This is a genomic window from Pedobacter sp. BS3, from assembly GCF_008274585.1.
Lineage (GTDB): Bacteria > Bacteroidota > Bacteroidia > Sphingobacteriales > Sphingobacteriaceae > Hufsiella_A.
The window spans coordinates 458,672-484,161 of record NZ_VTRT01000002.1 but is presented as its reverse complement, the minus strand read 5'-3'; the positions used below and the strand labels follow the sequence as shown (position 1 = coordinate 484,161).

The window sequence follows — 25,490 nt, the reverse complement described above, 5'->3', positions numbered from 1 at the left end:
ATGTGTGTATATTGTCTATTTTGCAATAAATTGTGTATTTCTTTGAATAAATTATTTTATTTTTAGATTATTTTTGATTTAGTGTTATTAACAAATGGCTTTGTTTGATTTTTTCAAAAAAAATTTCGATTTATCTGAAAAAACTGTATGTTTATAAAAGAAAAGGGCAAGGGCTGTTGCCAGAACGCTCAATGATGGTAGCAGAATATTAATATAATGTTTCTCAATTAACTCTGCATGGCAACTTTGTACAATTTATTCGCCGAAAAGCTTTTACTCCAAAAAATTTACGAAGGGGATGAACTAGCATTCAGGCAAATGTTTAACGAGTATAAAAACCGCATATTTACTTTTGTAGATAATTACATCCATTCAAAGGCCGATGCCGAAGAAATAGTTCAGGAGACCTTTCTGATACTTTGGCAAAACCGCCGTAACCTGCTTGCTATAGAACATCCGCGTAATTACATTTATACCATAGCCCGCAATAAAACCTACGATTATCTTACCAAAACTGCCCGTAATGAAAAGATGTTGAACCAAACGTGGATCAATCTATCCGTTAGTTATAATGATATTGACGATAAGATCAATCTATCCGAAAGTAAACGTATTATAGAAAAAGCATTAACTGAGCTTTCTGAACAGAAACAAGCTGTTTTCAACATGAGTCGCTCTGAAAATATGAACCATGACGAGATAGCCCGGGTTATGGGGCTTTCTAAAAGCAGGGTGAAAAATATTATTGTTGAGGTATTAAAGCATTTAAAATACCGGCTTAGCAAGAGTGCGTTTATCATAGCATTTGTCCTGGTAGTGAAGCAACTCCTCTTTTAACCGATATTATAATATTTCTGTTCGTCCCATTCAGGCACGTTATCAGTGCAGATGCGCTTTTATCGATGTTATGTTTGCTATAATATCGGAATGCGTTCGATTTAGCTATCTCGTTTATAAGTCAGAACTAAATGGCATATATGTTTTTGTTATGTATTAGGAATACTGGCAAAGAAACGAGAGAAGCAGATCGAATAAGAGATTAGGTTTTCATGGAACATGGATAAACTTCCGGAGCCTTATTGCTGCTTTCAGTCAATTAAACTCCGGAAGTAGTTGTGATATGGTTAAAGCTTAATAAGCTTTTTATTTACCCTACCGGATACTCCCCAAAGACTTACCATATACATGCCTTTAGGATAACTGGTCATACTAAACGTTAATGCTTGCTGACCGGCCAGTACAGTTTTGCTCTCCAATATTTTTCCGTTAATATCCAGCAACTCCGCTTTATTAACAGCTCCATTGAGAACTATGGTTACTTTGTCGGGCGAAGGATTAGGGTATAAGTTGATTTCAGAAGCAATCAGGTCAAATTTTAGTGTACGTATACCGTAGTCAGTAGATTTTCCGTCTGCATCGACCTGGGTCAGGCGGTAATAATTAATTCCATATATTGGCTGATTATCTGTATATGAATATTGACCGGCGCCTTTAGCGTATATCTTTGCAAACATGTTAAAGGTTTTACCATCAGTGCTGCGCTCTAACAGAAAATAATCATTATTGTCCTCTGCGGCGGTTTGCCAGCTAATCAGCGCCTTGTTATTTTGCTTCTTTACGCTATAGTTAAATAAGGTAACCGGTAATGTACCCTGGTATTCATAAGCGCCCATATCAACTATCGTATGAGTTATGCGGGCAGAGCCGGCCAGATCAAGTGAAGTTCCGGAAATTTTGGAATTATCACCTTTGTTTATTACCGGGCTGGTGGATGTAAGCTGTAAAAAATCAGCATCTGGTGCGGTTACACTGGCAAACAGGGGATCTGATCCTACGATGTTGCCGTCTGTGCCATCGGTTCCAAACGCTTGTGTTAATGAATTTGCAACAGTAATATTATCACTGCCGCTATTGTGAATATCGGCTCCGGAGCCGGTAGCGCTATTATTGTACAGAATAGTATTATATAGATTAATAACAGAACTACTATATCCCAGATTAATAGCCCCGCCATCATTAATGGCGCTGTTACCATAAAACGTATTATTGGTTATGGTTGTATTGGTATTTGAAGAAGCGTAAATAGCGCCTCCGCCATTATCTGTGTCAGCGTTGGTTTGCTGATTATTATAGAACAGGCAGTTCGTAAGTGCCGTGTTTGCCTGAGCGTTGCTTGTTCCGTACATAAATATCGCTCCTCCTTTTAACGGGGTGTTGTTATTATAAAACTTAATATTGCTAAGTACGGGACTATTAGAGGAAATATATACTGCTCCTCCGGAACCTGTATTGGTACTATTAGATGAAAACAGGGTATTGGTTATAGTGGTTGCACTGCCTGAATCATAAATAGCTCCGCCGCGGCTGTAGGAGCTATTTTGGTCAAATGTTGATCCATCAATAGTTAGGCCGGATGTATTATATATAGCGCCTCCGTATGACGTAGAGGCAGTATTTCCTGTAAATGATACAGCAGTAAAGGTAGGTGATGAGTTGCTTGAGATATAGATAGCACCACCAGAAACGGCCGTATTGTTAGAAAACGCTGAATTTGAGAATTCAGGTGAGGTAGGCACGCTGGAAGTTCCATAAAAGAATAAACCTCCACCATTTCCGCCAGCAGTATTATTGACAATGGTTGCATTAGTAACTGTAGGTGAACTGGTATAAAAATATCCGCCAGCGCCACCGCCTGAAGAAATATTGTCCTTTATAATAATATTACTAAGCTGGGGTTTGCTGGAGCGTAAGTATATACCGGCAGCTCTGTCTTTGTAAAACTCAAATGTACCTGTTGATATAAATGCAGAGCTGGATCCATTAGCCCTGCCGCCGCTAATAGTTACGCCATCCAGTATAGTTGAGGTATTTAAGGAAGCGCCGATAACCACATGGTAGGTATCGTCAGTTCCCGTAGATCCGTCTAAATCTCCGCTTAGAATACAAACGTTTGTGGTATAATTGCGTGCCGACAAAAGGGTTTCGCCACCTGCAAATCCTCCATAAATTGCTACGCCACTTTTCAAAACAAAGGCTTTGTCTCTGCTGGTAGTGCCGTTATAAGCTATAACAGTAGGCAAGTAAGTGCCTGCGGCAAGCCAGATCTGGTCGCCCGAAGACGAAGCATTGATCATAGCCTGAATATCATCTGAGGCCTTGTCCCATGATGTGCCACTTTTATCGCCTGCTCCGGTTGGAGTAACGTATCTAACGGTGGCCCTGGTTATGTTAATAGCTGATATAGCTATAACAAAACAAATAATACGAATTAAATAAACCTGTTTCATGTTTATGTCCTTTAAGTTGTTGATTACTATTATATTGACTGAAATCAATCGCTTTAGGACCGTTCTAACCGTAAAAAATATAAAACAGGTTATCCTTTAAATTTTATTTGTCTGGTTTTGCTATTTAACTGTTTCTTATAGGCTGAAAATCATATTGCTGAGACTTTATTTAATAAAATAAAAATATTTTCGGTCCTATTATACAACTCAAAAGTCTATAGATACAAAAGTTAAAGACAACACACCTACACAGAAATGTTGAGATTCAGGATAGCACGTTGTATTTTTAACTTTCAAAAACAGAAACTTATGCCGTCAGATCAATATAAAAGAATAGAACAGCTCTTAGAAAAGTACAGAGATAAAAGTATCTCTTATGAAGAATACCTGGAGCTGTTTGAATACATCGGTAACAAGGAATATAAAAAGGCTATCTTCGAAATAATGGATCAGCGGTATAGAACCCTGAATCCCGATGCCGATGTGCACGATATTGACTGGGATAATATGTACCGGCAAATTGCCCATGAAAATGGGCACGGTAAAAACAGTTTCTGGCGGCCGTTAAGGTACCTGGCAGCGGCAGTTACATTAATTATTATAAGCTATAGCATTCATAAATTCTATATCAGGAACTCAGTAAAGGGAACAGAAAACCAGGTAGCTGTAACAGATGTAGCGCCAGGCAGCGATAAGGCAACGCTGACCTTGTCAGACGGTTCACGACTGGAATTGAATGAAAACAAAAAAGGCGAACTGGCGGAGCAGGGGGTAACCCGGATAAACCAGGTTAGCGGCGCAATTACTTATGTTCCTGAAAATACAGATGTTACTGCCCAGGACGTAATGTTCAATACCTTAACTACGCCCAGAGGTGGTAAGTATCATGTTGTATTATCAGACGGGAGTAAAGTGTGGCTCAATGCAGAATCGTCTTTAACATTCCCTGCACATTTTAGCGGCCCTCAACGTAAGGTTATTTTAACAGGAGAAGGATATTTTGAGGTTGCTAAAAATAAAGAAATGCCATTTATTGTAGAGGTTGGAGATGCACAGGTCAAGGTGCTTGGAACTCACTTTAATATTATGGCTTATCAGGATGAAAAGGTGCTGAAAACCACCCTTTTGGAAGGTTCTATAAACTTCAGCCGGAATAATCAGAACCGGGTTATTGCACCGGGACAACAGGTGCAATATACAGTAGATAAACAAGGATTTACCATATATAAAGCCGATATGGAAGCGGCAATGGCCTGGAAAAACGGTTTGTTTGTTTTTAACGATACCCGTATAGATGACATTATGAAAAGTATACAGCGCTGGTATAATGTAGATGTTGTTTATAATAACGATAAACCTGATATATCCTATACAGGTGTTATACCCAGAAGCGCTAATTTATCAAAGGTATTAACAGTGCTGGAATCTGCCGGCAATGTGAAATTTGAAATAAAAGGTAATATGGTAACATGCTCAAAAAAATAGATTAATAGTGCTACAAAAAATTCCAGGTTAGAAAAAATAGTGACTTTATAAAGAACTTTCCCGGGTTGCGGCCGGGAAAGAGAGATTTACAAGGTCCGGAACGAATTAATAAACTCAGTGTTCAAAACCTTATATACAAATGTATGAAAGATAAAATACATTGTGTAATACCAAACGTATTGCAATTATTTAAAATACAAAATTATCGGATAGCCAGAAAAGTTTTTTTGACAATGAAGTTAACAGCTATTCTACTCTTGGTATTTAATCTGCATGTCAGCGCTTTAACCTATGGTCAGCAAATCAGCATGTCAGAAAATAACATCAGTTTAAAAGACGCCTTTAAAGAATTAAGGGCTAAAACCGGTTATTATTTTATTTACAATAACGATGCCTTATCCGGCACCAGGCCTGTAAGCATACATGTACAAAATGTAAGCATTAATGAGGCTCTTGACCAATTGCTTGATGGCCAGGGCTTATCGTATAAAATAGAAGACAAGATCATAATTGTAAATGCTTTAAATAAGCCAGTGATCAGTTCGGCAGAAGTACAAACTCGTACTATAACCGGACAGATTACAGATAATGATGATGGTAGTCCTCTGGCCGGAGTATCTATCCGGATTAAGGGAACGACAACCGGAACCATATCTGATGCAGATGGAAATTTCTCAATGGTTGTAAAATCTTCTGACAAGATTTTGCAGCTAACCTATATTGGTTATGCAACTAAAGAAGTAACACTAACTGCCGCTAACAAATACAATATTAGTATGAGCTTAGAGGCAAAACAATTAAATGAAGTTGCTATTGCCTTTGGAACGTCAACCCAAAGGGAGTTGACCAATTCTGTTACACAAATTACCGCCAAAGATATTGAACTAAGGCCAATTGCTAACCTGAATGATGCTATAGCGGGCGCCGCACCTGGTGTGCAAACCAATGCCGGCAGCGGACAGCCAGGCGAAGGCCCAGATATCCGTATAAGGGGATTTAGCTCAATAACCAACAGCAATGGCCCTTTATATGTGCTTGACGGTGCTCCTTACGAAGGAGTGATCAATAATATTAACCCCGATGATATAGAAAGTATATCCTTACTAAAGGATGCTTCGGCAACTGCTTTATATGGAGCACGGGCAGCTAACGGCATTATATTGATCACTACCAAAAAAGGTAAGCGCAACCGCAATAACATTAATATAAAGCTAACCCATGCCATATCAGAAAGAGGTTTGCCCGATTACGAGAAAGTAGATGCCTATCAATATTATGAATTGATATGGGAGAGCTTGAAGAATGGCACTTCAGGTTCGCCAGAACAGGCAAGTAAAGATATTAAAACCTATTTGGGATGGAATCCGTTCAACGTTGCTGATGACGAGGTAGTGTTACCCAGCGGAACCATTAATCCGCAGGCCAGGTTACTTTATCCTGAAGATCTGAGCTTTAAAGATGCTATACAACGTACAGGCCTGCGTACAGATCTGCTACTAAGTTTGATGGGCGGGTCTGCCAAAAGCGACTATTATGTATCGTTAGACTACCTTGATCAGAATGGTTACGTAATCGGATCGGATTTTAAACGCTACTCAGGCCGTGTACGGGTTAACTCACAGCCCGTAAAATGGTTATCTGTAGGCTTAAACCTTTACGGTAACTACACCAAATCAGATCAGGCCAACGAAAGCAGCGGTATTAATGAAAATCCTTTTTATGTAGACCTGTTATTGGCGCCTATTTACCCGGTACATATCCATAATCCTGTAACGGGCGCCTATATCCTTGATGAGAATGGTAACCAGCAATATGATCCGGCAGATTACCGCCCGTTAATGACAGGACGTAATATTATTGCAGAAACGCTGTATAATATTAATCAAATCAGGCGTAATTCTATTATTGCCAATACCAATGCCGAAATAACATTTCTGAAGGATTTTAAATTCAGCACCACATTTAGCGCCAATTTAGGTAATTACAGATCGAACGTTTATGATAATGCTACTATTGGTGATGCCGTAGGGGTAGGCCGTGCCACACGTACCAATAGTATGACGGCTTATCTTAACTTTAATCAATTACTTAATTATGAAAAAAAGTTTGGCGTTCATAAAGTTAAGGTACTGCTTGGTCATGAAAACTACCTGAGCTATTACGATTATATAACCGGTTCAAGAAGAAACCAGGCCGTAGAAGGATCCTCTGTTCTGGATAATTTTACTACAACTACAAATCTGAGCTCGTATGACAGGCTGTACAAAACCGAAGGTTATATTTCAAGGTTAGATTACAGCTACGATGGCAGATATCTGGCCTCGGCCTCTTACCGCCGCGATGGCTCTTCGAAATTCCATCCGGATAGAAAATGGGGTAACTTCTGGTCGGTAAGTGCCGGTTGGAATATAGACAGAGAGGACTTCTTTAAAGCCGATTGGGTTGATCTGCTTAAACTGAGAGCCTCATACGGCGAGGTTGGTAACGATAATATCAGTGGATATTTCGCTTATCAGGCGTTATATGATCTTAACTATAACAATGGGTCAGAACCCGGAGCTTTATACACTAAAGCGGCTGCCGATAGCTTGGTATGGGAATCAAATGCCAATGCAGATATAGCGCTTGAATTTGGGTTATTTAAAAACAGGCTTAACGGAAGCTTCGAAGTCTTTCACCGCCAGTCGCATAACCTGTTGTTTCCGGTATCAACTACATTGCTATCAGGCGTATTAACACAAAATGCCAATTTTGGCAGCATGCGTAACCAGGGTTTAGAAATTAACCTCAACGGTGATATTATCAGGAAGAAGAATTTCAAGTGGAATATGGGCATTAACTGGACTACCTTTAAAAATAAAATTATCTCCCTGCCCCAGGAGTACGAAAACAAAATTAGTGGCACAAAGAAATATGCTACCGGTGAGTCTATGTACGAATTTTGGCTGAGAGACTGGTACGGCGTAGATCCCGAAACAGGAGCAGATCTATACTGGACAGGAGATACCGTTACTACAACAGTAGCAGATGCCCAGTATCATTATACAGGCAGCGCTATTCCTGATTTCTATGGAAGTATTAACAATACATTCACATATAAGAACTTCTCATTGCAATTGATGTTCCTTTACCAGGTGGGTGGTTATGCGTTTGATAACGATTATGAATCGCTTATGTATCGCGGCTCTGCCGGAAGAGCGTTACACGTGGATGCGCTGAAACGCTGGCGAAATCCTGGCGATGTAACAAGCGTACCCAAACGTACAACCGGAACATCCATGTATGATAGCGACCGCTGGCTAACCGATGCTTCGTATCTCAATCTTCGTACTGCTGCGGTAACCTATTCGTTGCCCAAGAAGTTTATATCACGCTATGGTATACAAAGTGCCAGAGCCTATGTAAGCGGTGAGAATTTGTTTATTACATCGGCCCGCAAAGGTATGGATCCAACTCAAACCTATACCGGTTCGCCATCATATACGTACGCTCCGTCGCGTATCATAAGTTTTGGGTTAAATGTTACACTTTAAAATGATTAAGAAGATGCGCTATTTTAAATATATCATCTATTGTGTTCTTGCTCTGTTAGTAACACTTTCATCATGTAATAAAGATTATTTGGACACAAAGCCTTCCGACCAGGTGGCGGAACAGGAAATATTAAGCTCAATGACCAATATCCGGGTTGCTTTAAACGGCTTATACCGGGCTTTGTACATGCAATATGATGGCCAGGAACAGGACGGGCAGGCCGCTATGATGATCACCCTGGACTTTATGGGCGAAGATATTGTTCATTCTGCTGCAGGAACCAGTTATTTCAGAAACTCATATAAATGGATAAACCATCGTAACGTATCCAGCGATCTTAATTATTTCGCCTTCCGGTTCTATTACCGCATCATAGCAGGCGCCAATAAAATATTACCGGCCTTAGACGTAGTTGACGGCTCTGAAACAGAGAAAGCAACCGTTAGGGGAGAGTGTCTTGCCCTGCGTGCCTGGGCTCATTTTCAATTGGTGCAGATTTTTGCCAAACGTTATGATGCCAGTATAATTAATATACAACCCGGTGTACCTATTGTAACCAGGTATTCGCTTGATCCGCTGCCAAGAGCAACAGTTGAAGAAGTATATGAGCGTATCAATACTGATCTTGATTCTGCTATTATTAATCTTTCACAAGCAGAGGCACGTGCTTATAAAACCCACATTGACCTGAGTGTCGCCAAAGGCTTCAAAGCCCGTGTAGCCTTAGTGATGCAACACTGGGATATAGCTGCCCAATATGCTGCCGAAGCCCGGGAAGGTTATAGTTTAATGTCTAATTCAGAATATCTTGGCGGGTTTACCAATTTATCCAATTCAGAATGGATGTGGGGCGCAAATCAACTGGCCGATCAGTTACCCGCTTACGGTTCGTTCTATGCATACATGTCGGCTAATTTTAATTCAGCGCATACACGGCCTAATCCTAAATTAATAAACACCAAATTATTTGCGCTTATATCATCTACAGATATCCGTAAAAAACTATGGTGTACAAACGTTGACGATTATGTTAATTTTCCTGGTGTAATTAACGCATCAACCGGGAAATCAGAACCAACTCAGGTACGAAAGCTGTATATGCACCGTAAGTTTCTGGTAAAAGACCCGGCCGTGAGTGCCGGCGACATTCCGTTTATGCGTGCCGCTGAAATGTACCTGATAGAGGCGGAGGCAAAAGCCATGCAAAACGATTTTGACGGTGCAGCAACAGCGCTCTATCCATTGGCTGTAAACCGCGATCCAAATTATGTAAAACCAACACAAAGCAGCAGCTACACCATAAGCAAGTTGCTTGGCGATATATTAGTACAGCGCAGGGTTGAACTTTGGGGAGAAGGTTTCAGGTTTCTTGACCTGAAACGTACAAATTCTGATTTGAACCGTACAGGAACCGGCGCTACGTCGACATTAGCTAATGTGCTGACGGTACCTCAGGAAGATGTTCGCTGGCAATTTCTCATACCACGCCGGGAAATAGAGGTTAACCCTATGGAGCAAAACCCGTAGTATTTAATAATATCATAACAATATAAATATCGGTTTTATGACCGTGCCGGGGGATTTATTGTCTTAATTGTTGTATAAAATAATGTTATTTTATATGGGTAAGTATTTGTTTTACAGATTGTTGTGTGTTTTTTGCGTAACGTTATCCCTTAATGTGCAAGCTAAAAGGAACATACCTGAAGCAGATAGCCTGCATATCAGGTTTGAATTTAAAACCAGTATTGATAAACAGGCAATATTACCCAAAAACTTTACGGATACCCTGGCCAAAATCAATATACTGCTTAATAAGGTCTTCTCATCTGCAGAGTTCAAAGATTCGCTTTACAGCCATACATTTAATGATTCATCGTATTCAAAATCAAAAGCCAATTGTTTTATACGTGTTATCAATGAGCAGACTCATCGGGTTGATGGGAGTGCCGTTTACGGCAATTTAACTGCCGATTCAGTAATAAATATTGAGCTCGCCATCAGGAGAACCGAAGGTAAAACACGTACACAAGGTTTTTCCAATGCCTGTATTTATAAGATAACGTCCAATGATTTCTGGATGAAACCCGATCAGTTGTTAGCGTTTAGATATGTCCGGCACATTGCCCATGAATTTACTCATATCCGGGGTTACCGGCATGATAATAAAGTAGCCACTGCGTATAAATGGGGTAGAAACCCGGGCGAAGATCCGGCCTACGGAGTTGGGCGTATTGTAGGTAATATCCTGGAACGCTGGAATAAGGCAGGAATAATAAAATTATGATACCATGAAAAGAGGTATTGTTTTTATAATGGTTATGTATTCGGCATTACTGTCATGTAAAAAGAATACCAGGGAGAAGGCAGAAGAGCCGGGAAATCCCATAACCACAGTTGAATTCACTTTCACGTTATCAACTAAAGGAGATGTTAGCCTGCCTGAGCATTTTAGCGATACGCTGACTAAAGTTACAGGCTTTTTAAACAAAGTTTACTCTTCGCAGGAATTTAAAGATTCATTATATAGTCATACCTATAATGATTCGGCTTACAGTGCTACCAGATCAACCTGCTTTAAGCGTGAAATTAATGAACAATTGCACCGGATAGACGGGCGTGTAGTGTATGAAAACTTATTGGCATCAGCTAAGATCAATCTGAATCTGTTAATACAGCAAACCGAAGGTTCCACAAGTACGCAGGGGTTTTCAAGTGCCTGTGTTTATAAGATCACCTCTAACGATTATTGGATATATGCCAATCAGCCACTGGCTTACCGGTACGCCCGGCATATTGCACATGAGTTTACCCATATCAGAGGGTACAGGCATGATAGTAACGTGGCTCAGGTGTATAAATGGGGCCATAGTCCCGAAGAAGATCCGGCTTATGGTGTAGGTAATATTGTAGGCAATATACTTGAACGGTGGAATAAAATGGGCCTCATTAAGATATAGAATAACAAATTATAAAACCAATGAAAGCAAAGTATACGATCGTGCTGCTCTACGCGGTGGCTTTTTTTGCAGTAGTATCATGCAAAAAAAGCAGCAAAGCTTTATCCGATGATACTACTACAGGTACAGATCTGTACGATAAGACGCAATATGTTACCGGTGCGGTCATTTACGGCTCAAACAAGTATACCCGCATTATTGTAGGAAGTATGGATTCTCCCATCATTCTGTCATCACCGCATGATGGGACAATGGAGCCCGATAATATCCCGGACCGTACAAATCCGAACGCTGAAACGGTTAGAGATATTTATGCAACAGACCTGACTTTCCGGATAGCGGATTCGTTGGAGAAAAAAACAGGCTTACGCCCGCATATTATCATCAATATGCTTAGCCGTAAAAAAATGGATCCCAATAGATCGTTAGAAGATGCGTATCTAACCCATAATGATGCTATACAAGCCTGGAAGGATTATCAGAACTTCATTACAATTGCCCGGCAGATCGTAATAGAACATATAGGTAATGGACTGTACCTGGATATGCATGGTCATGGCCATGATAAAGCCCGTATTGAGGTTGGCTACCTGTTATCAAAAAATGAGCTTAACTCAACAGATGCCGACATTAATTCGATGGCCTCAGAATCAAGTATTTATGCTATTGCAAAATCTTCATCAGCGTCATTTTCGCAACTAATAAGAGGTGATAATGCCTTAGGCACGCTTTTAGCCAACAATAATTGCCCGGCAGTGCCCAGCAAGCAAGACCCCAAACCTAATACAGACAGTTATTTTAATGGCGGATATTGCACACTTACTTATGGCTCCAAATCAGGCGGAACAATTTCGGCTATACAATTAGAAACGCCCGGAACCAACAGAAACACTTCTTCCATCAGGCAAATATCCGGTGGGCGCATAGCCAACGCGGTGATCAGCTATATGAAAGTACATTACAATATGGATCTGGCAAAAACACAATGAATTTAAGGCATTGATTTATAGCTGTATAGTAAAGTTTGTTAAAATTTATATGGTCCTTGTGACTGATTAAAGAGACTATATGGTATTCTTCTGTCTCTAAATTAAATGAAGTGAGAAAGCAACGTGTTACAGCCATAGCATATTACAGGTTAAGTAAATGGTTGTTGTCACTATTGGTTTGTGTGTGTTATGCATGTTCCGTTCCCCGGTCATCTGTTTCAACAACATCCCATCCGGCAGCAGCAACAATTAACTTCCAGGATAAGCGTGAGTATGGTTTTAACGATCATACGGTTACCTTTAGCAACCGTTTTGCATCTGCCAGGCTAAATAATGTTAAGCAGCTGAATGATAGTACATTTGCTGTTGTCGTATTGCCGGAAAATTCGCCCATTAATGCAAGCCCCTGGTATGCTTTTAAACTGTGGGCATCTCATAAAAAGAATATTTATATCCATTTAACCTATCCTGACAGCCGGCACCGTTATGATCCCAAAGTAAGCTACAGCGGCAAATCCTGGACTCCGGTCTCGGGCGTTAAACTTAATTCGGCAGGGAACGATGCCAGCTTTAAGGTAGAAGCAGGTGCGGATACCCTGATCATAGCGGCGCAAGAGATCATAGATTCATCAACTGCATACCGCTGGATAGACAGCGTGGCCCAAAAGCCTTTTATAAAGAAACAAGTAATCGGTCAAAGCATATTGGGTAAACCTATTATTGCACTTCATACAACAGAAAGCCCGGGGAAAAAGCTGGTAGTTGTACTAAGTCGTCAGCATCCGCCCGAAGTGACCGGTTTTATGGCCATGCAGGAATTTGTTAAAACAGTATTAGCGGCAACACCGCTGGCAGAACATTTCAGGAAATCGTACGAGGTGATCATGGTACCATTGATCAATCCTGATGGTGTAGATGAGGGTAACTGGAGGCATAGTACTGCAGGTGTTGATCTGAACCGCGACTGGACAGATTTTAAGCAACCGGAAACCAGGGCTGTAAAAGATTATTTACTAAATGTAATAGCCAAACAGCAGGCAAAGGCCTATTTCGGCATCGATTTTCATTCAACTTATCAGGATGTATTTTATATCAATGAAGATAAAAACAATGAGCCAACAAATCTTCCGGGATTTACCCGCAGATGGCTTGAGGCATTTGAGGCTGCTATACCTGGCTTTAAAGCAAATGTACGCCCTTCAGGTAACGGGGGCAACGTATCTAAAAGCTGGATGGGACGGGTTTTAAAAGCAGAAGCGCTAACTTATGAGGTAGGAGATAATACACCAAGATCTGCACTAAAACAAAAGGGCCGTGTAGCTGCAGAAACAATGATGGAACTGCTGCTTAAAGAGAAAATGCTATAAATCACCATAAATTATGTATAAAAAACTATTGCTTGCCTTACTAATAACCGGATCGTTGAACCCGGTTATTGCCCAGGAAACCCCGGACGCTAATGTGATACAGCAGATCCGTAGGGAAGGCCTGGAACATTCAAAAGTTATGGAACATGCCTTCTGGCTTACCGATGTTAATGGCCCGAGACTCGCCAATTCGCCGGGATTAAAACGAGCCGAAGAGTGGGCTGTAAACACGTTGAAAACTATGGGATTGCAAAATGCTCACTTAGAACCCTGGGGCGAGTTTGGCCGGGGATGGGAAATTGAGCGTTGTTACGTCGCCATGAAATCACCATACTACCAGGCTTTGATAGCAACACCCAAGGCCTGGTCAGGTAGCACTAATGGTGAAATAAAGGCAGAAGTAGTATTAATTAAAGCCGATACAACGGTTATTAAGCAAATGGGCAGTAAACTGGCCGGTAAAATAGTAATATTTGATACCAAAACACAGTTAGAGCCCAATTACACTCCCGATGCCACACGTTTTACAGACCAGGAATTAAAGCGCCTTGATTCATTGCCTCCGCTTAAAAAATCAAGTGCCGAATATATTGCCCGTATCAGGGCCACGCAAAAACGGCTCACTCAATTACTTTACGAGCAAAAGGTGGCATTGGTATTAGATCTGGCCAGAGGAGATGATGGTACGGTATTTACAAGCAGTCCAAGAGCTTTCGGTCTTGACGATGGCCCGATGCCGGCGGAGCTTGAAGTTTCATCAGAGCATTACCTGCGTATCGTCCGGCTGATTAAATCAGGAAGGAAGGTAGAGCTGGAGGCCGATGTTAGAACAAAATTTATAACCGATGATCCCAAAGGATATAATGTGATCGCCGAAATTCCGGGAACAGATCCTAAGCTGAAAAAAGAAGTAGTAATGCTTGGAGCTCACCTGGATTCATGGCATGCTGCTACCGGCGCTACCGATAATGCTGCCGGTTGTGCCGTGATGATGGAGGTTGTACGTATTATCAAGACATTGGATCTAAAGCCCCGGCGCACCATCCGCATCGCCTTATGGTCGTCTGAAGAAGAAGGCCTTTGGGGATCAAAAGGATATGTTGCCAATCATTTCGGAGATGTTACCACGATGAAGTTAAAACCGGAGCAAGCTAACATTTCAGCCTATTATAACCTGGATAATGGTACCGGGCGGCTACGCGGCATATTTGCACAGCAGAACGTGGCTGTAAGACCAATTTTTGATGAATGGCTCAAACCATTTCATGATCTGGGAGCCACTACCACTACGCTGCGCAATACAGGTAGCACAGACCATATTTCATTTGATGACATCGGTATTCCGGGTTTCCAGTTTATACAAGACCGGGTAGAATATTTTAGCCGTACGCATCACAGCAACCAGGATACGTATGACCGGTTGGTTGCAGACGATTTAAAACAAGCCGCTACAATTGTTGCATCATTTGTGTATAACACAGCACAACGCGATCAAAAACTGCCACGTAAGCCATTAATTAAAAAATAAGCATAAAAGATAAATTAATCGATGAAATATTTTTCAATAAGTTTCGCTCTCACTTTTTTATTCATCCTGGTAACCGTTGCCCAGCAGGCCGGTAAACCGGTGTATTATAAGAACGGTGTAGTGGTATCAGCGCATCCGGAAGCCTCCCGTGTTGGACTTGAAATATTAAAAAAGGGTGGTAATGCCGTAGATGCCGCTGTTGCCGTACAATTTGCCTTAGCCGTAGTTTTCCCAACGGCCGGCAATATCGGGGGAGGCGGTTTCCTGGTATACCGCGATGCCAGAGGAAATATCAATTCGCTCGATTATCGCGAAAAGGCTCCATTAACAGCCGGCCGCGATATGTATTTAGGTGCAGACGGAAATGTCGTACCGGGAAAAAGTTTGTACGGGCATTTAGCGCCAGGTGTACCCGGAACCGTGGATGGCATGGTCAAGGTACATGAAAAATACGGAAAGCTGAGCTGGAAAGAAGTTGTTCAGCCTGCTGTTGAACTGGCAGAGAAAGGATTTCATATTACCGCCAAAGATGCCAGGAGCTTAAACAGCGTAAAGCAATCCTTGATAAAATATAATCCCGAAGGTACTGCCTTTGTAAAAGAAGAGGTATGGAAAATGGGCGACGTATTGATACAAAAAGAGCTGGTAGAAACACTTAAACGCATCCGTGATAACGGCCGGGCCGGTTTCTATGACGGTAAAACAGCCGATCTGCTGGTTGCAGAAATGAACCGCGGGGCAGGCCTGATCAGCAAAAAAGACCTGGCTGATTACCATTCGGTTTGGCGTACGCCGGTAACCGGTATGTATAAAGGCTATAAGGTAATATCGATGCCGCCGCCATCCAGCGGGGGGATCGCTTTAATGCAATTACTGCATGCTGTAGAACCTTATCCGCTAAGCAGGTGGGGACATAACCAGGATTCAACCGTACAGCTTATTGTAGAAGCCGAAAGAAGGGTATATGCCGACCGTTCAGAATATTTAGGCGATCCGGATTTCTATAAAGTACCCCAAAAGCAGTTACTGGATACAAACTATATCCGTAGCAGGATGAACAATTTTAGCTGGGATAAAGCAACGCCAAGCTCGGAAATAAAACCCGGCAAACTTATGGGTAAAGAAAGCGAAGAAACTACACACTATTCCATTGTAGATAAGCAGGGAAATGCAGTATCGGTAACCACCACGTTAAACGGCACTTATGGTTCAAGAGTGGTAGTAAAAGGCGCCGGTTTCCTGTTAAACAATGAAATGGACGATTTTTCTGCCAAACCCGGAACCCCTAATTTATTTGGTGTTACCGGAGGTGCAGCCAATGCCATTGCTCCTGGAAAACGAATGTTAAGCTCCATGACACCAACCATTATAGAAAAAGATGGTAAATTATACATGGTTGTAGGAACTCCCGGTGGATCAACCATCATTACCTCGGTTTTTCAAACCATATTAAATGTACTGGAGTTTGGACAGGATATGCAGCAGGCGGTCTCTTCGTCACGTTTCCACCATCAATGGTTGCCTGATGAGGTTTACATTGAAAAAGGTACTTTTAATGCTGCTACAGAAAAAACACTGAAAGAAAAAGGATATAAGTTTGTAGAAAGATCATCTATAGGAAGAGTAGATGCCATATTGAAAACAGCACAAGGCTATCAGGGTGGTGCGGATCCTCGTGGAGATGATACCACTGCAGGATGGTAATGAAGTTAAAAGTCAAAAGCTAAAAGTCAAAACAGTCAACGTGTTTAAAAGCATAGCATGAAAATAAATCAACACGGCGGTTTACAATTGGCTTGACAGTAATAGAAAAAAATCAGGTAAGTCAGATCTGATTAATGGTGAGACAGTGACGGAGAGACTGCAGACGGACGTTGTCGCAGTTTTCTCCGAACTGTTTTTGTTGCTAAATTTCTCAGCAGTTTGTCTGCTGTTTAATAATATGATATTTTTATAGTTCACCTTAACCATGCGGCAGATATTAGCCGTCTTATACAGTATGAAGTTAAAGAAAACAGGTCTCATCTCTTTAGTATGTATTACAATTTCGGCTATACTGGCTACCCTTAATTATTATCAATGGCTTATTATACCTCCCGATGTACTTTTCATCTCCAGGTGGATAACCATTCTGACACTTATTGCATGGGGTTTCCAGAAACGGACACTAACGGCCTGGATATTCATCTTTATGGTTATCGGGGCCGAAATAGGTCATGACTTTCCGCAAGTAGCTATCCATTTGCAGGTTTTAAGTAAAGTATTTCTTAAGCTGATAAAGGCGGTTGTAGCACCACTGTTGTTTGGAACACTGGTTTATGGTATTGCCGGGCATTCGGATTTAAAGCAGGTGGGACGAATGGGGTGGAAGTCGTTGGTATACTTTGAAGCAGTTACCACCATAGCCTTATTTATAGGGTTGGCTGTGATCAATATTTCAAAGGCAGGTGTCGGCATTGTTAAACCGAAAGAATTAACAGAACAGCTGCCCCAAGTGCCTACTCAGTCTGTAGACGATATCATCCTGCACATTTTCCCCGAAAATATAGCCAAATCCATAGCCGAAGGACAAATATTACAAATAGTAGTGTTCAGTATTCTTTTCGGTATAGCCCTGGCCCTGGTAAAGCCGGCCAAACGCGAACCTATGCTGAAAGCGGTAGACAGCCTCTCGGAAGTAATGTTCAAGTTTACCAATATTGTGATGTACTTTGCGCCGGTGGGTGTTGGTGCAGCAATAGCTTACACCGTAGGGCACATGGGACTGGGCATATTATTTTATCTCTTACAGTTGCTTATAACGCTTTATCTGGGGCTTATTGTTTTCCTGTTAGTGGTATTATTACCCATAGCGCTCATTGTAGGCGTGCCGGTAAAAGCGTTTGTTAAGGCTATTGCCGAACCCGTTTCTATCGCTTTTGCAACAACCAGCTCAGAGGCGGCACTGCCACGGGCGATGGAAGAAATGAACAAACTGGGCGTACCTAAAAAGATCGTGGCCTTTGTAATGCCTACCGGATACAGTTTCAACCTGGATGGTACTACGCTTTACCTGTCGATAGCAGCTGTATTTGTGGCCCAGGCAGCCGGCATGCATTTAACTTTCGGACACCAATTGCTTATTGTATTTACCTTAATGCTCACGAGCAAAGGTATTGCAGGTGTTCCAAGAGCATCGTTGGTGATTTTGTTAGGTACAGCAGCATCGTTCGGAATGCCGGTTTGGCCCATATTCATTATTTTAGGAATAGACGAGCTGATGGATATGGCCCGCACCTCGGTTAACGTGATTGGGAATTGCCTGGCCACGGTAGTTATTGCCAAATGGGAAAAGGAGTTCCGCAAACCTGAAGAAACTCCTGTAGCCGATGAGGTGGCAGTATTTGACTACCAGGACTGAAAGTGTACACTGCAACCTCAGTGAGTGTAGCCCCTGTTTGCGCTCGTTTGCAAAACGAGCGCATAAATCTCAGGCGTTTGTAACGCCGGTAATAGCTGTCTTTGATTGTCTTAAGCAACATTGCGGCGTTGCAAATGCCGTTTTATGGCATTCCGGTTGCAAATCGGGACGAGCCTGCGCCTTAACCCGGACTCACGTTAAAATACCGAAGGTTATAGAATTTCATTGGCCTTCTGTTTTTCTGATCAGTTTGGCATAGCGATAGATATCAGGTAAAATACCTGCCAGGATGGGTACATTATTTCCTGTGCTGGCCGATGTTGGGTAAAAATCCGGTAATAATACCAATTAACGGCAGATAGGCGCATACCTTAAACACGTATTCAATGCTGGTCTGGTCGGCTAACTTACCTAATACGGCCGAGCCTAAACCACCCATACCGAAAGCAAAACCAAAGAATAAACCGGCTATCATGCCTACTTTACCGGGAACCAGTTCGGTGGCGTATACCAATATCGCCGAAAAGGCCGATGCAATAATTACCCCGATAATAACAGACAAAATGCCTGTCCAGAATAAATTGGTATAAGGTAGCAGCAGCGTAAACGGAGCGGCGCCCAAAATAGAGATCCAGATAATGTATTTCCGGCCAAAACGGTCGCCAAGCGGCCCGCCAAGCAATGTTCCGGTGGCTACGGCGGCCAGAAAGGCAAACAGGTAGAGTTGAGATTGTTGCACCGATACGTGGAATTTATCGATAAGATAAAAGGTGAAATAGCTGCTCATGCTGGCCATGTAGAAGTATTTTGAAAAAATCAGCGCCAGCAGGATGAACAGCGAAAAAATAACCCGAGAGCGTGATAGCTGCGGATGGACTTCATCTGATGCCTGTTTTTTATTGGCAGCTCTGAATACCAGCTGACCTCTGTACCAGGTTGCAATTCTGAGTAATACAATAATGGCTAAAATAGCTGCCAGGGCAAACCAGATAATATAAAATTGCCCGTAAGGAACCACGATAAGCGCAGCTAACAACGGCCCGATGGCGCTTCCGGCATTTCCGCCTAATTGGAAGATCGATTGGGCAAGCCCTTTTTTACCACCGGAGGCCAGGTGAGCTACCCGTGATGATTCCGGGTGAAACACCGATGAGCCCATTCCAATTAAACTTACCGCGATAAGGATGGCTGCAAAGCTGGTTGCAAAAGCCAGGGAGATTAACCCCAATAAGGTAAAGCTCATGCCAATAGCTAATGAATAGGGGCGTGGTGTCTTGTCGGTATACGAGCCGACAAAAGGTTGCAGCAGCGATGCCGTTAGTTGAAAGGTAAACGTTATTAATCCGACCTGGGTAAAGCTCAGGTGAAAATTCTGTTTGATCATGGGGTACATGGCCGGAATAACCGACTGCATCATGTCGTTAAGTAAATGGGTAAAGCTAATGGCAAACAGGATGGAGTAAACCGTTTTCTGTGCGATTTTTTTGGCCTCGGCTGTGGTAGTTGCGTTTTGTAGGGGTTGCATAAATAGTGCTAAGTCAAAATAAAAAGTCAAAATTAAAAACACGTAATAGCTTTGTGGTCAATAATATAAGGATGAATTTGTGTGTCAGTTTATAATTGACTTGCTGCTCTTAAATGTTATTAGTCAGATCATCTGATGAATTGTAGGAAAAATTTTTATCCAGGCCGGTGTCCGATAATTTTAGAGGCATTTTGCCATGCTTTTGCGGCATTACCTTCAATGATACTTTTCAGTAACTGCTCATGTAGTTTTTCAGTTTCGCTAAAAGCCTGGGTATCCTTATAAATGGATATAAACCAGTTGCGCAAATGAATGGCGACCGAACGGTACAGATCGGCCAGGATATCATTGCCCGAAGCCTCGGCGATAGCAGTGTGAAAACGGATATCGGCATCAATACATGCTTCCAGCGAGCCTGCTTTTGCCGATTGTTTACGCTGTTCCAGCAGGCTTTTAATTTTTTCAATATCTGCTTCGGTACGGTTTAATGCCGCTTTTTCGGCAATTTTCATTTCCAGTATTTGCCGCACTTCATCCAGGTCCGGTTTATCTGCCCGTTTAAGCCGCTGGATAAGCGGTTCCTGGTTGCCCGAAGTGCTTTCAACAAAAGTGCCTACGCCCTGCTGTACACGCAGCAGGCCGGAATTGGTTAAGATCTTTATCGCTTCGCGGATGGTAGAACGGCCCACACCGTAGGTTTTCATCAGCTCGGGCTCGATAGGCAGCTTATCGTTAACCTTGTATTTCCCCAGCGAGATCTGCTGCTGCAGCTTGGCGGCAACCTCATCGGCCAGCGAACGGCGGGTTATAGTTAAGTTTTCATTCATCATATCATCTGATGATTCAAAGGTAAAAAGAAGAATGGAAATTCAAAAATTATATTCGGGCTGCTGATCTGCTGAAATTTGCCCTGGATGATTTCAGCAAGCTTATTGAAATAAAGCGTGAAAGTATGAACACCATCGCTGAAGCGGGCCATGACAGAACCAACGATATGATCAACACGTTTATGCAATGCAAGGGAAAGAATACCTGGATGCTGCGGCATTCTGTGGTGAGAAATAAAGTTAGAGCCTGTTAAAAATGAAAATTTAAGTTATACGGAGGGCTGGTGGGGACACCAGCAGCGGCAGGAAGCCGGGGCTGATCAAAAAGCTCTCGTCTTCCCGATCCCTCCCGTACATACGGGATCGTATTAGCTCTATCTGTGCTTTTTGAACAATTGATTGATTTACAGCCAAATTATTAGCATTTCATAAAATTAACTTGACGCCTATGCGAGGTTTCGGGATGAATCAAGTTCAGAATGACGGCGAACCAAGCTTTTTAGACAGCCCCATTAATTAAGCCTGTGAAATCTTTATCTGAAATTTAAACAGGCTCTTAGCTCCCGTTTAAACAGATGCCGGGCAAAATCCGGCATCTGTTTATTCTGCAGGCTTATAACCTACAACTTATAACCTACAACCTAAATAGCAGTTACCTTTACATCAATATTACCTCGTGTAGCCTTAGAATACGGACAAACCCGGTGTGCTTTGTCAACCAGTTGCTGGGCCTCATCAGCGCTCATACCCGGAATATGAACTTCGAGTTCGGCCGAAAGCAAAAATGCGCCGCCATCTTTGTTAAACGAAACCTTTACATCCATACTGGCATCGCTTACATCAACATTAGCCTGCTGGGCAACTACACCCAAAGCGCCCAGAAAGCAGGGGCCCCATGCGGCCGCAAATAATTGTTCAGGATTGGTGCCTTTGCCATCACCGCCCATTTCCCTGGGTTTGCGGATATCAAGGTCTAACGTTCCATCGGCAGATTGGATGTGCCCGTCACGTCCGCCGGTAGCTGTAACCACAGCTGTATATAATTTTTCCATGCTATAAAGTTTTCTATTGATAACAATATCATCCCGAAAAGGTTGATGACTATGTTATTTGATACCGGCATTTAACTTTATCCTTTTAACTTTACACTTTTGACTTTTGACTTTTGACTTTTGACTTTTGACTTTTGACTTTTGACTTTTGACTTTTGACTTTTGACTTTTGACTTTTGACTTTTGACTTTTGACTTTTGACTTTTGACTTTTGACTTTCAATGGGTACACTACGCTGTAAAGTTGCATTAGAGGCCATTCGTTTTTTTGCATATCATGGCTATTACCCGGAAGAGCAGCTAACGGGAAATGAATTCCTGGTGGATATTGAAGTGGTGCAGCCGGTATTCAGTGCAGCTACAGACGATCTGGCCCAAACCGTTAATTATGAACGTCTGCTTGAGATAGCTACAACACGCATGAAGCAAACCGTAAAGCTGCTTGAAACCGTAGCGCATGCTATTTTAGAGGATATTAAAACAGAATTTATGGCGGTAGATTATATAAAGGTACGCATCCGGAAATCCAACTTACCGGTAGCAGCCGAGCTGAAAAATGCGTTAATAGAGTTAGTCTATGAGCGTTGATTATAACAGGATAACACCGGACATAGCCGGCAAGATCAGTGAGATTATTGGCCCTGAGTTTACCATCGGCGATAATGGAGCTATGGAATCCTATGCGCATGATGAAACCGAAGACCTGAAATATTATCCCGAGCTGGTAGTAAAACCCCAAACCACGCAGCAAATAGCGGCTTTGCTCAGGTTGTGTAATAAACATCATATCCCGGTAACGCCACGGGGCGCCGGCACAGGGCTTAGTGGTTCGGCATTACCGGTTTATGGCGGGGTGCTGGTATCTATGGAGCTGATGAATAACATCATTGAAATTGATGCGCAAAATTTGCAGGCAACCATAGAGGCAGGTGTAATTACCGAAGATCTGCGAACCGCTGCCGTCGGTATGGGATTGTTGTTTCCCGTAGATCCGGGCAGCAAAAGTACCTGCCTGATCGGAGGTAATGTGGCGCATGGAGCCGGCGGGCCGCGGGTAGTAAAATACGGCACTATCAGGAATTATATCCTGAACCTGGAAGTTGTGCTGCCTTCCGGCGATATTATCTGGACAGGAGCCAATACCTTAAAATATGCTTCGGGCTACGATCTGACCCAGCTCATGATCGGTGCAGAAGGAACTTTAGGCATCATTACAAAGATTGTAGTTAAGCTGATTGCCAAACCCACGCAAAACCTGGTCATGCTGGCATCGTTTTACAGCAATGAGCAAGCCTGTGCAGCCGTGTCGGCTATTTTCAGGGCGGGTGTAACGCCTTCGGCGGTAGAGTACATGGAGCGCAAAGGGGTAGAATGGGTGATGGAATTTGACTGTGTTGAGTTTGATCTTAAGTCCGGTATTGAAGCATTTCTGCTTATTGAGCTCGACGGAAACCGGCAGGAAGTATTAGCCGAAGATGCGGGAATTATCCGGAATGTATTGAAGCAAAACGCCTGTGCCGATATCCTGCGGGCCCAAACGGAAGCTGAAAAGGATAAATTATGGAAAATACGGCGTATTATGCCCGTATCGGTTAAAGCCAATTCTGTTTACAAGGAAGAAGATACCGTAGTGCCCCGTGCAAAACTACCGCAACTGATACGTGTTATAAAAGAAACCGGGCAGAAATACGGCTTTCAGTCGGTTTGTTACGGTCATGCCGGGGATGGCAATCTGCATGTAAACATCATCAAAGCCGGAATGAGCGATGCGGATTGGAATACCCGGCTTAAAGATGGTATCCGTGAAATATTTGAATGGACGGTTAAAGCAGGAGGAACCCTGTCTGGCGAACACGGCATCGGCCTGGTACAACGTGAATTTATGCCGGTAAAATACAGTGAAGTTCACCTGAATCTGATGCGGGGAATTAAACAGGTGTTCGATAAGAATAATATCCTGAATCCTGGTAAGATATTTTAGAATAATGATGCATTATTGGTATTTCTGATTTTCTTTACAGACATTATGCGAAACAACACGACCAAAAATATTCAGGCACCTGCCGGCAAAAAGATATTTGTTTTAGATACCTCGGTAATATTGTACGACCATAATGCCTTCCGGAATTTCCAGGAGCACGATGTAACGATACCTATCCAGGTGCTTGAAGAGCTGGATAACTTTAAAACCGGTAACGATACCCGCAATTTCGAGGCCCGCAATTTTATTCGGCTGATCGAGGAGATTTCGAGGCAGCACCTGTTAACCGATTGGCTGCCTGTTAACGGAAGGTCGCAGGGCCGGTTTAAGGTGATCCTGGATCATAAGCCGCCTGAAAATAACGCCGAAACAATTTTTGGCAGCGGTAAATTCGATCATCGCATACTCAATGCGGCATTGAGCCTTCAGCTTGAAAATCCCGGTAGTAAGGTAGTGCTGGTGTCCAAGGATATTTGCCTGCGCTTAAAGGCGAAAGCGCTCAACCTGCACGCCGAAGATTATGAAACCGGCAAGATCAAGGATCTTGAAAAGTTGTACACTGGCAAAACCATGTTGCATGTGTCCGATAGCCTGCTGACAAAATTTAACCGGCAAAGAACCGTGCCGGTTGATATATTAAAGCAGCAAACACTACCGCCGGGTAATCATTTTTATATTTTAAACAGTAAAAAGCAAGCTTCGTACGGTTTCTACAGCGTTCAAACAAAAGCGCTTCGTTTGATTGAAAACCAGAGCGTTTTCAACATCAGTCCACGCAATGCGGAACAGGCATGTGCATTAGATGCCTTGATGAACCCCGAAATTTCGCTGGTTACTATTCAGGGGAATGCCGGAACCGGAAAAACCCTGCTGGCGTTGGCAAGCGCCCTGGAGCAGCGTAAAGATTACCGGCAGATCTATGTTACGCGGCCTATTGTTCCGTTAAGTAATAAAGATATCGGGTACCTGCCGGGCGATGTCAAGTCAAAAATAGACCCGTATATGGCCCCGATATGGGATAACCTGCGTTTTATACAGGAGCAGTTTGCCGATAAAAAGATGCAGAATAAAATAGATGAGCTGGTCAATACCGATAAAATTGCCATAACGCCATTGGCATTTATCCGCGGACGAACCCTGACCAAGATATTTTTTATTGTAGATGAGGCACAGAACCTTACGCCGCACGAGGTGAAAACCATCATATCCCGTGCCGGTGAGAATACCAAGATCATCTTTACAGGAGACATTTACCAGATAGATACGCCATACCTGGATGCGGAAAGTAACGGGTTATCCTACCTGATCGATAAAGCAAAATCGCATCCGCGATATGCGCATATTACCCTGCAACGCGGCGAACGAAGCGAGCTGGCCAATCTTGCTACCGAGCTGTTGTAATGCTTTGCTACAGGACACGAAGACCGATAGGGCGAAGCTCCGGCTTCGTCCGGCTACTTTAAAGCCTCCGGCTTTTACCCAATAATTGTAAACTGCATCAGCAAAAGTTCAGAGACTTTCCGTTATTTGAGGCTTAAGTACCGATAGGGCGAAGC

The 25,490-nt window shown here is 42.6% G+C and carries 19 protein-coding genes; 14 read left to right on the top strand and 5 right to left on the bottom strand.

The genetic code is table 11. The features are described from left to right. Positions 1–318: 318 nt before the first annotated feature. Positions 319–837: an RNA polymerase sigma factor gene (locus tag FW774_RS07740; RefSeq protein ID WP_242457762.1), complete on the top strand. Its 519-nt coding sequence runs from the start codon at positions 319–321 to the stop codon at positions 835–837. Between the two features lie 287 nt (positions 838–1,124). On the opposite strand, the gene FW774_RS07735 is transcribed toward FW774_RS07740, so the two are convergent. Further along, positions 1,125–3,287, bottom strand: a complete 2,163-nt coding sequence (locus FW774_RS07735; protein WP_149347596.1) for a T9SS type A sorting domain-containing protein — start codon at positions 3,285–3,287, stop codon at positions 1,125–1,127. Between the two features lie 309 nt (positions 3,288–3,596). Here FW774_RS07735 and FW774_RS07730 point away from each other — a divergent pair, with 309 nt between their 5' ends. From FW774_RS07730 to FW774_RS07685, 10 genes are all read left to right on the top strand, one after another. Continuing rightward, a complete protein-coding gene (locus tag FW774_RS07730) occupies positions 3,597–4,772 on the top strand; it encodes a FecR domain-containing protein (protein ID WP_187774853.1) in 1,176 nt (391 codons plus the stop codon). 233 nt (positions 4,773–5,005) lie between these two features. Next, positions 5,006–8,305 carry a TonB-dependent receptor gene (locus tag FW774_RS07725; RefSeq protein WP_187774852.1) on the top strand — a complete coding sequence of 1,100 codons (3,300 nt, stop codon included), beginning with the start codon at positions 5,006–5,008 and terminating at the stop codon, positions 8,303–8,305. Positions 8,306–8,393: 88 nt separating this feature from the next. Next, the gene (locus FW774_RS07720) at positions 8,394–9,833 is read left to right on the top strand and encodes a RagB/SusD family nutrient uptake outer membrane protein (RefSeq protein WP_187774851.1); all 1,440 of its coding nucleotides are present in this window, start codon (positions 8,394–8,396) and stop codon (positions 9,831–9,833) included. Between the two features lie 154 nt (positions 9,834–9,987). Continuing rightward, positions 9,988–10,593: a hypothetical protein gene (locus tag FW774_RS07715; RefSeq protein ID WP_149347592.1), complete on the top strand. Its 606-nt coding sequence runs from the start codon at positions 9,988–9,990 to the stop codon at positions 10,591–10,593. 4 nt (positions 10,594–10,597) lie between these two features. Then, entirely contained in the window at positions 10,598–11,266 is a 669-nt protein-coding gene (locus FW774_RS07710) for a hypothetical protein (RefSeq protein ID WP_149347591.1), read from the top strand. Between the two features lie 20 nt (positions 11,267–11,286). Further along, the gene (locus FW774_RS07705; RefSeq protein ID WP_149347590.1) at positions 11,287–12,255 is read left to right on the top strand and encodes a hypothetical protein; all 969 of its coding nucleotides are present in this window, start codon (positions 11,287–11,289) and stop codon (positions 12,253–12,255) included. A gap of 110 nt (positions 12,256–12,365) precedes the next feature. Continuing rightward, positions 12,366–13,622, top strand: coding sequence for a M14 family metallopeptidase (locus tag FW774_RS07700; RefSeq protein ID WP_187774850.1), 1,257 nt, complete (start codon positions 12,366–12,368; stop codon positions 13,620–13,622). Positions 13,623–13,635: 13 nt separating this feature from the next. Continuing rightward, positions 13,636–15,150, top strand: a complete 1,515-nt coding sequence (locus FW774_RS07695) for a M28 family metallopeptidase (protein WP_149347588.1) — start codon at positions 13,636–13,638, stop codon at positions 15,148–15,150. A 21-nt stretch (positions 15,151–15,171) separates the two neighbouring features. Further along, positions 15,172–16,854, top strand: a complete 1,683-nt coding sequence (gene ggt / locus FW774_RS07690; protein WP_149347587.1) for a gamma-glutamyltransferase — start codon at positions 15,172–15,174, stop codon at positions 16,852–16,854. A gap of 295 nt (positions 16,855–17,149) precedes the next feature. After that, the gene (locus FW774_RS07685) at positions 17,150–18,550 is read left to right on the top strand and encodes a dicarboxylate/amino acid:cation symporter (protein WP_149347586.1); all 1,401 of its coding nucleotides are present in this window, start codon (positions 17,150–17,152) and stop codon (positions 18,548–18,550) included. Positions 18,551–18,848: 298 nt separating this feature from the next. Here FW774_RS07685 and FW774_RS07680 read toward each other — a convergent pair whose 3' ends face one another. The 4 genes from FW774_RS07680 to FW774_RS07665 all read right to left on the bottom strand — a co-directional run bounded on the left by FW774_RS07680 (position 18,849) and on the right by FW774_RS07665 (position 21,954). Continuing rightward, positions 18,849–20,075 carry an MFS transporter gene (locus tag FW774_RS07680; protein WP_149347585.1) on the bottom strand — a complete coding sequence of 409 codons (1,227 nt, stop codon included), beginning with the start codon at positions 20,073–20,075 and terminating at the stop codon, positions 18,849–18,851. Between the two features lie 155 nt (positions 20,076–20,230). Next, positions 20,231–20,905, bottom strand: coding sequence for a FadR/GntR family transcriptional regulator (locus tag FW774_RS07675; RefSeq protein ID WP_149347584.1), 675 nt, complete (start codon positions 20,903–20,905; stop codon positions 20,231–20,233). Beyond that, entirely contained in the window at positions 20,902–21,123 is a 222-nt protein-coding gene (locus tag FW774_RS07670; RefSeq protein ID WP_149347583.1) for a hypothetical protein, read from the bottom strand. Before FW774_RS07670 ends, FW774_RS07675 begins: the two co-directional genes overlap by 4 nt. Positions 21,124–21,543: 420 nt before the next feature. Continuing rightward, on the bottom strand, positions 21,544–21,954 hold the full coding sequence (locus tag FW774_RS07665; RefSeq protein WP_149347582.1) for an organic hydroperoxide resistance protein: 411 nt from the start codon (positions 21,952–21,954) through the stop codon (positions 21,544–21,546). 221 nt (positions 21,955–22,175) lie between these two features. Between FW774_RS07665 and folB the strand changes: the two genes are divergently transcribed. From folB to FW774_RS07650, 3 genes are read left to right on the top strand one after another with little or no spacing between them, the layout of a single operon-like run. Further along, positions 22,176–22,541 carry a dihydroneopterin aldolase gene (folB, locus tag FW774_RS07660; RefSeq protein WP_149347581.1) on the top strand — a complete coding sequence of 122 codons (366 nt, stop codon included), beginning with the start codon at positions 22,176–22,178 and terminating at the stop codon, positions 22,539–22,541. After that, on the top strand, positions 22,531–23,934 hold the full coding sequence (locus FW774_RS07655; RefSeq protein WP_149347580.1) for an FAD-binding oxidoreductase: 1,404 nt from the start codon (positions 22,531–22,533) through the stop codon (positions 23,932–23,934). Before folB ends, FW774_RS07655 begins: the two co-directional genes overlap by 11 nt. A gap of 45 nt (positions 23,935–23,979) precedes the next feature. Then, on the top strand, positions 23,980–25,335 hold the full coding sequence (locus FW774_RS07650) for a PhoH family protein (RefSeq protein ID WP_149347579.1): 1,356 nt from the start codon (positions 23,980–23,982) through the stop codon (positions 25,333–25,335). Positions 25,336–25,490 lie beyond the last annotated feature (155 nt).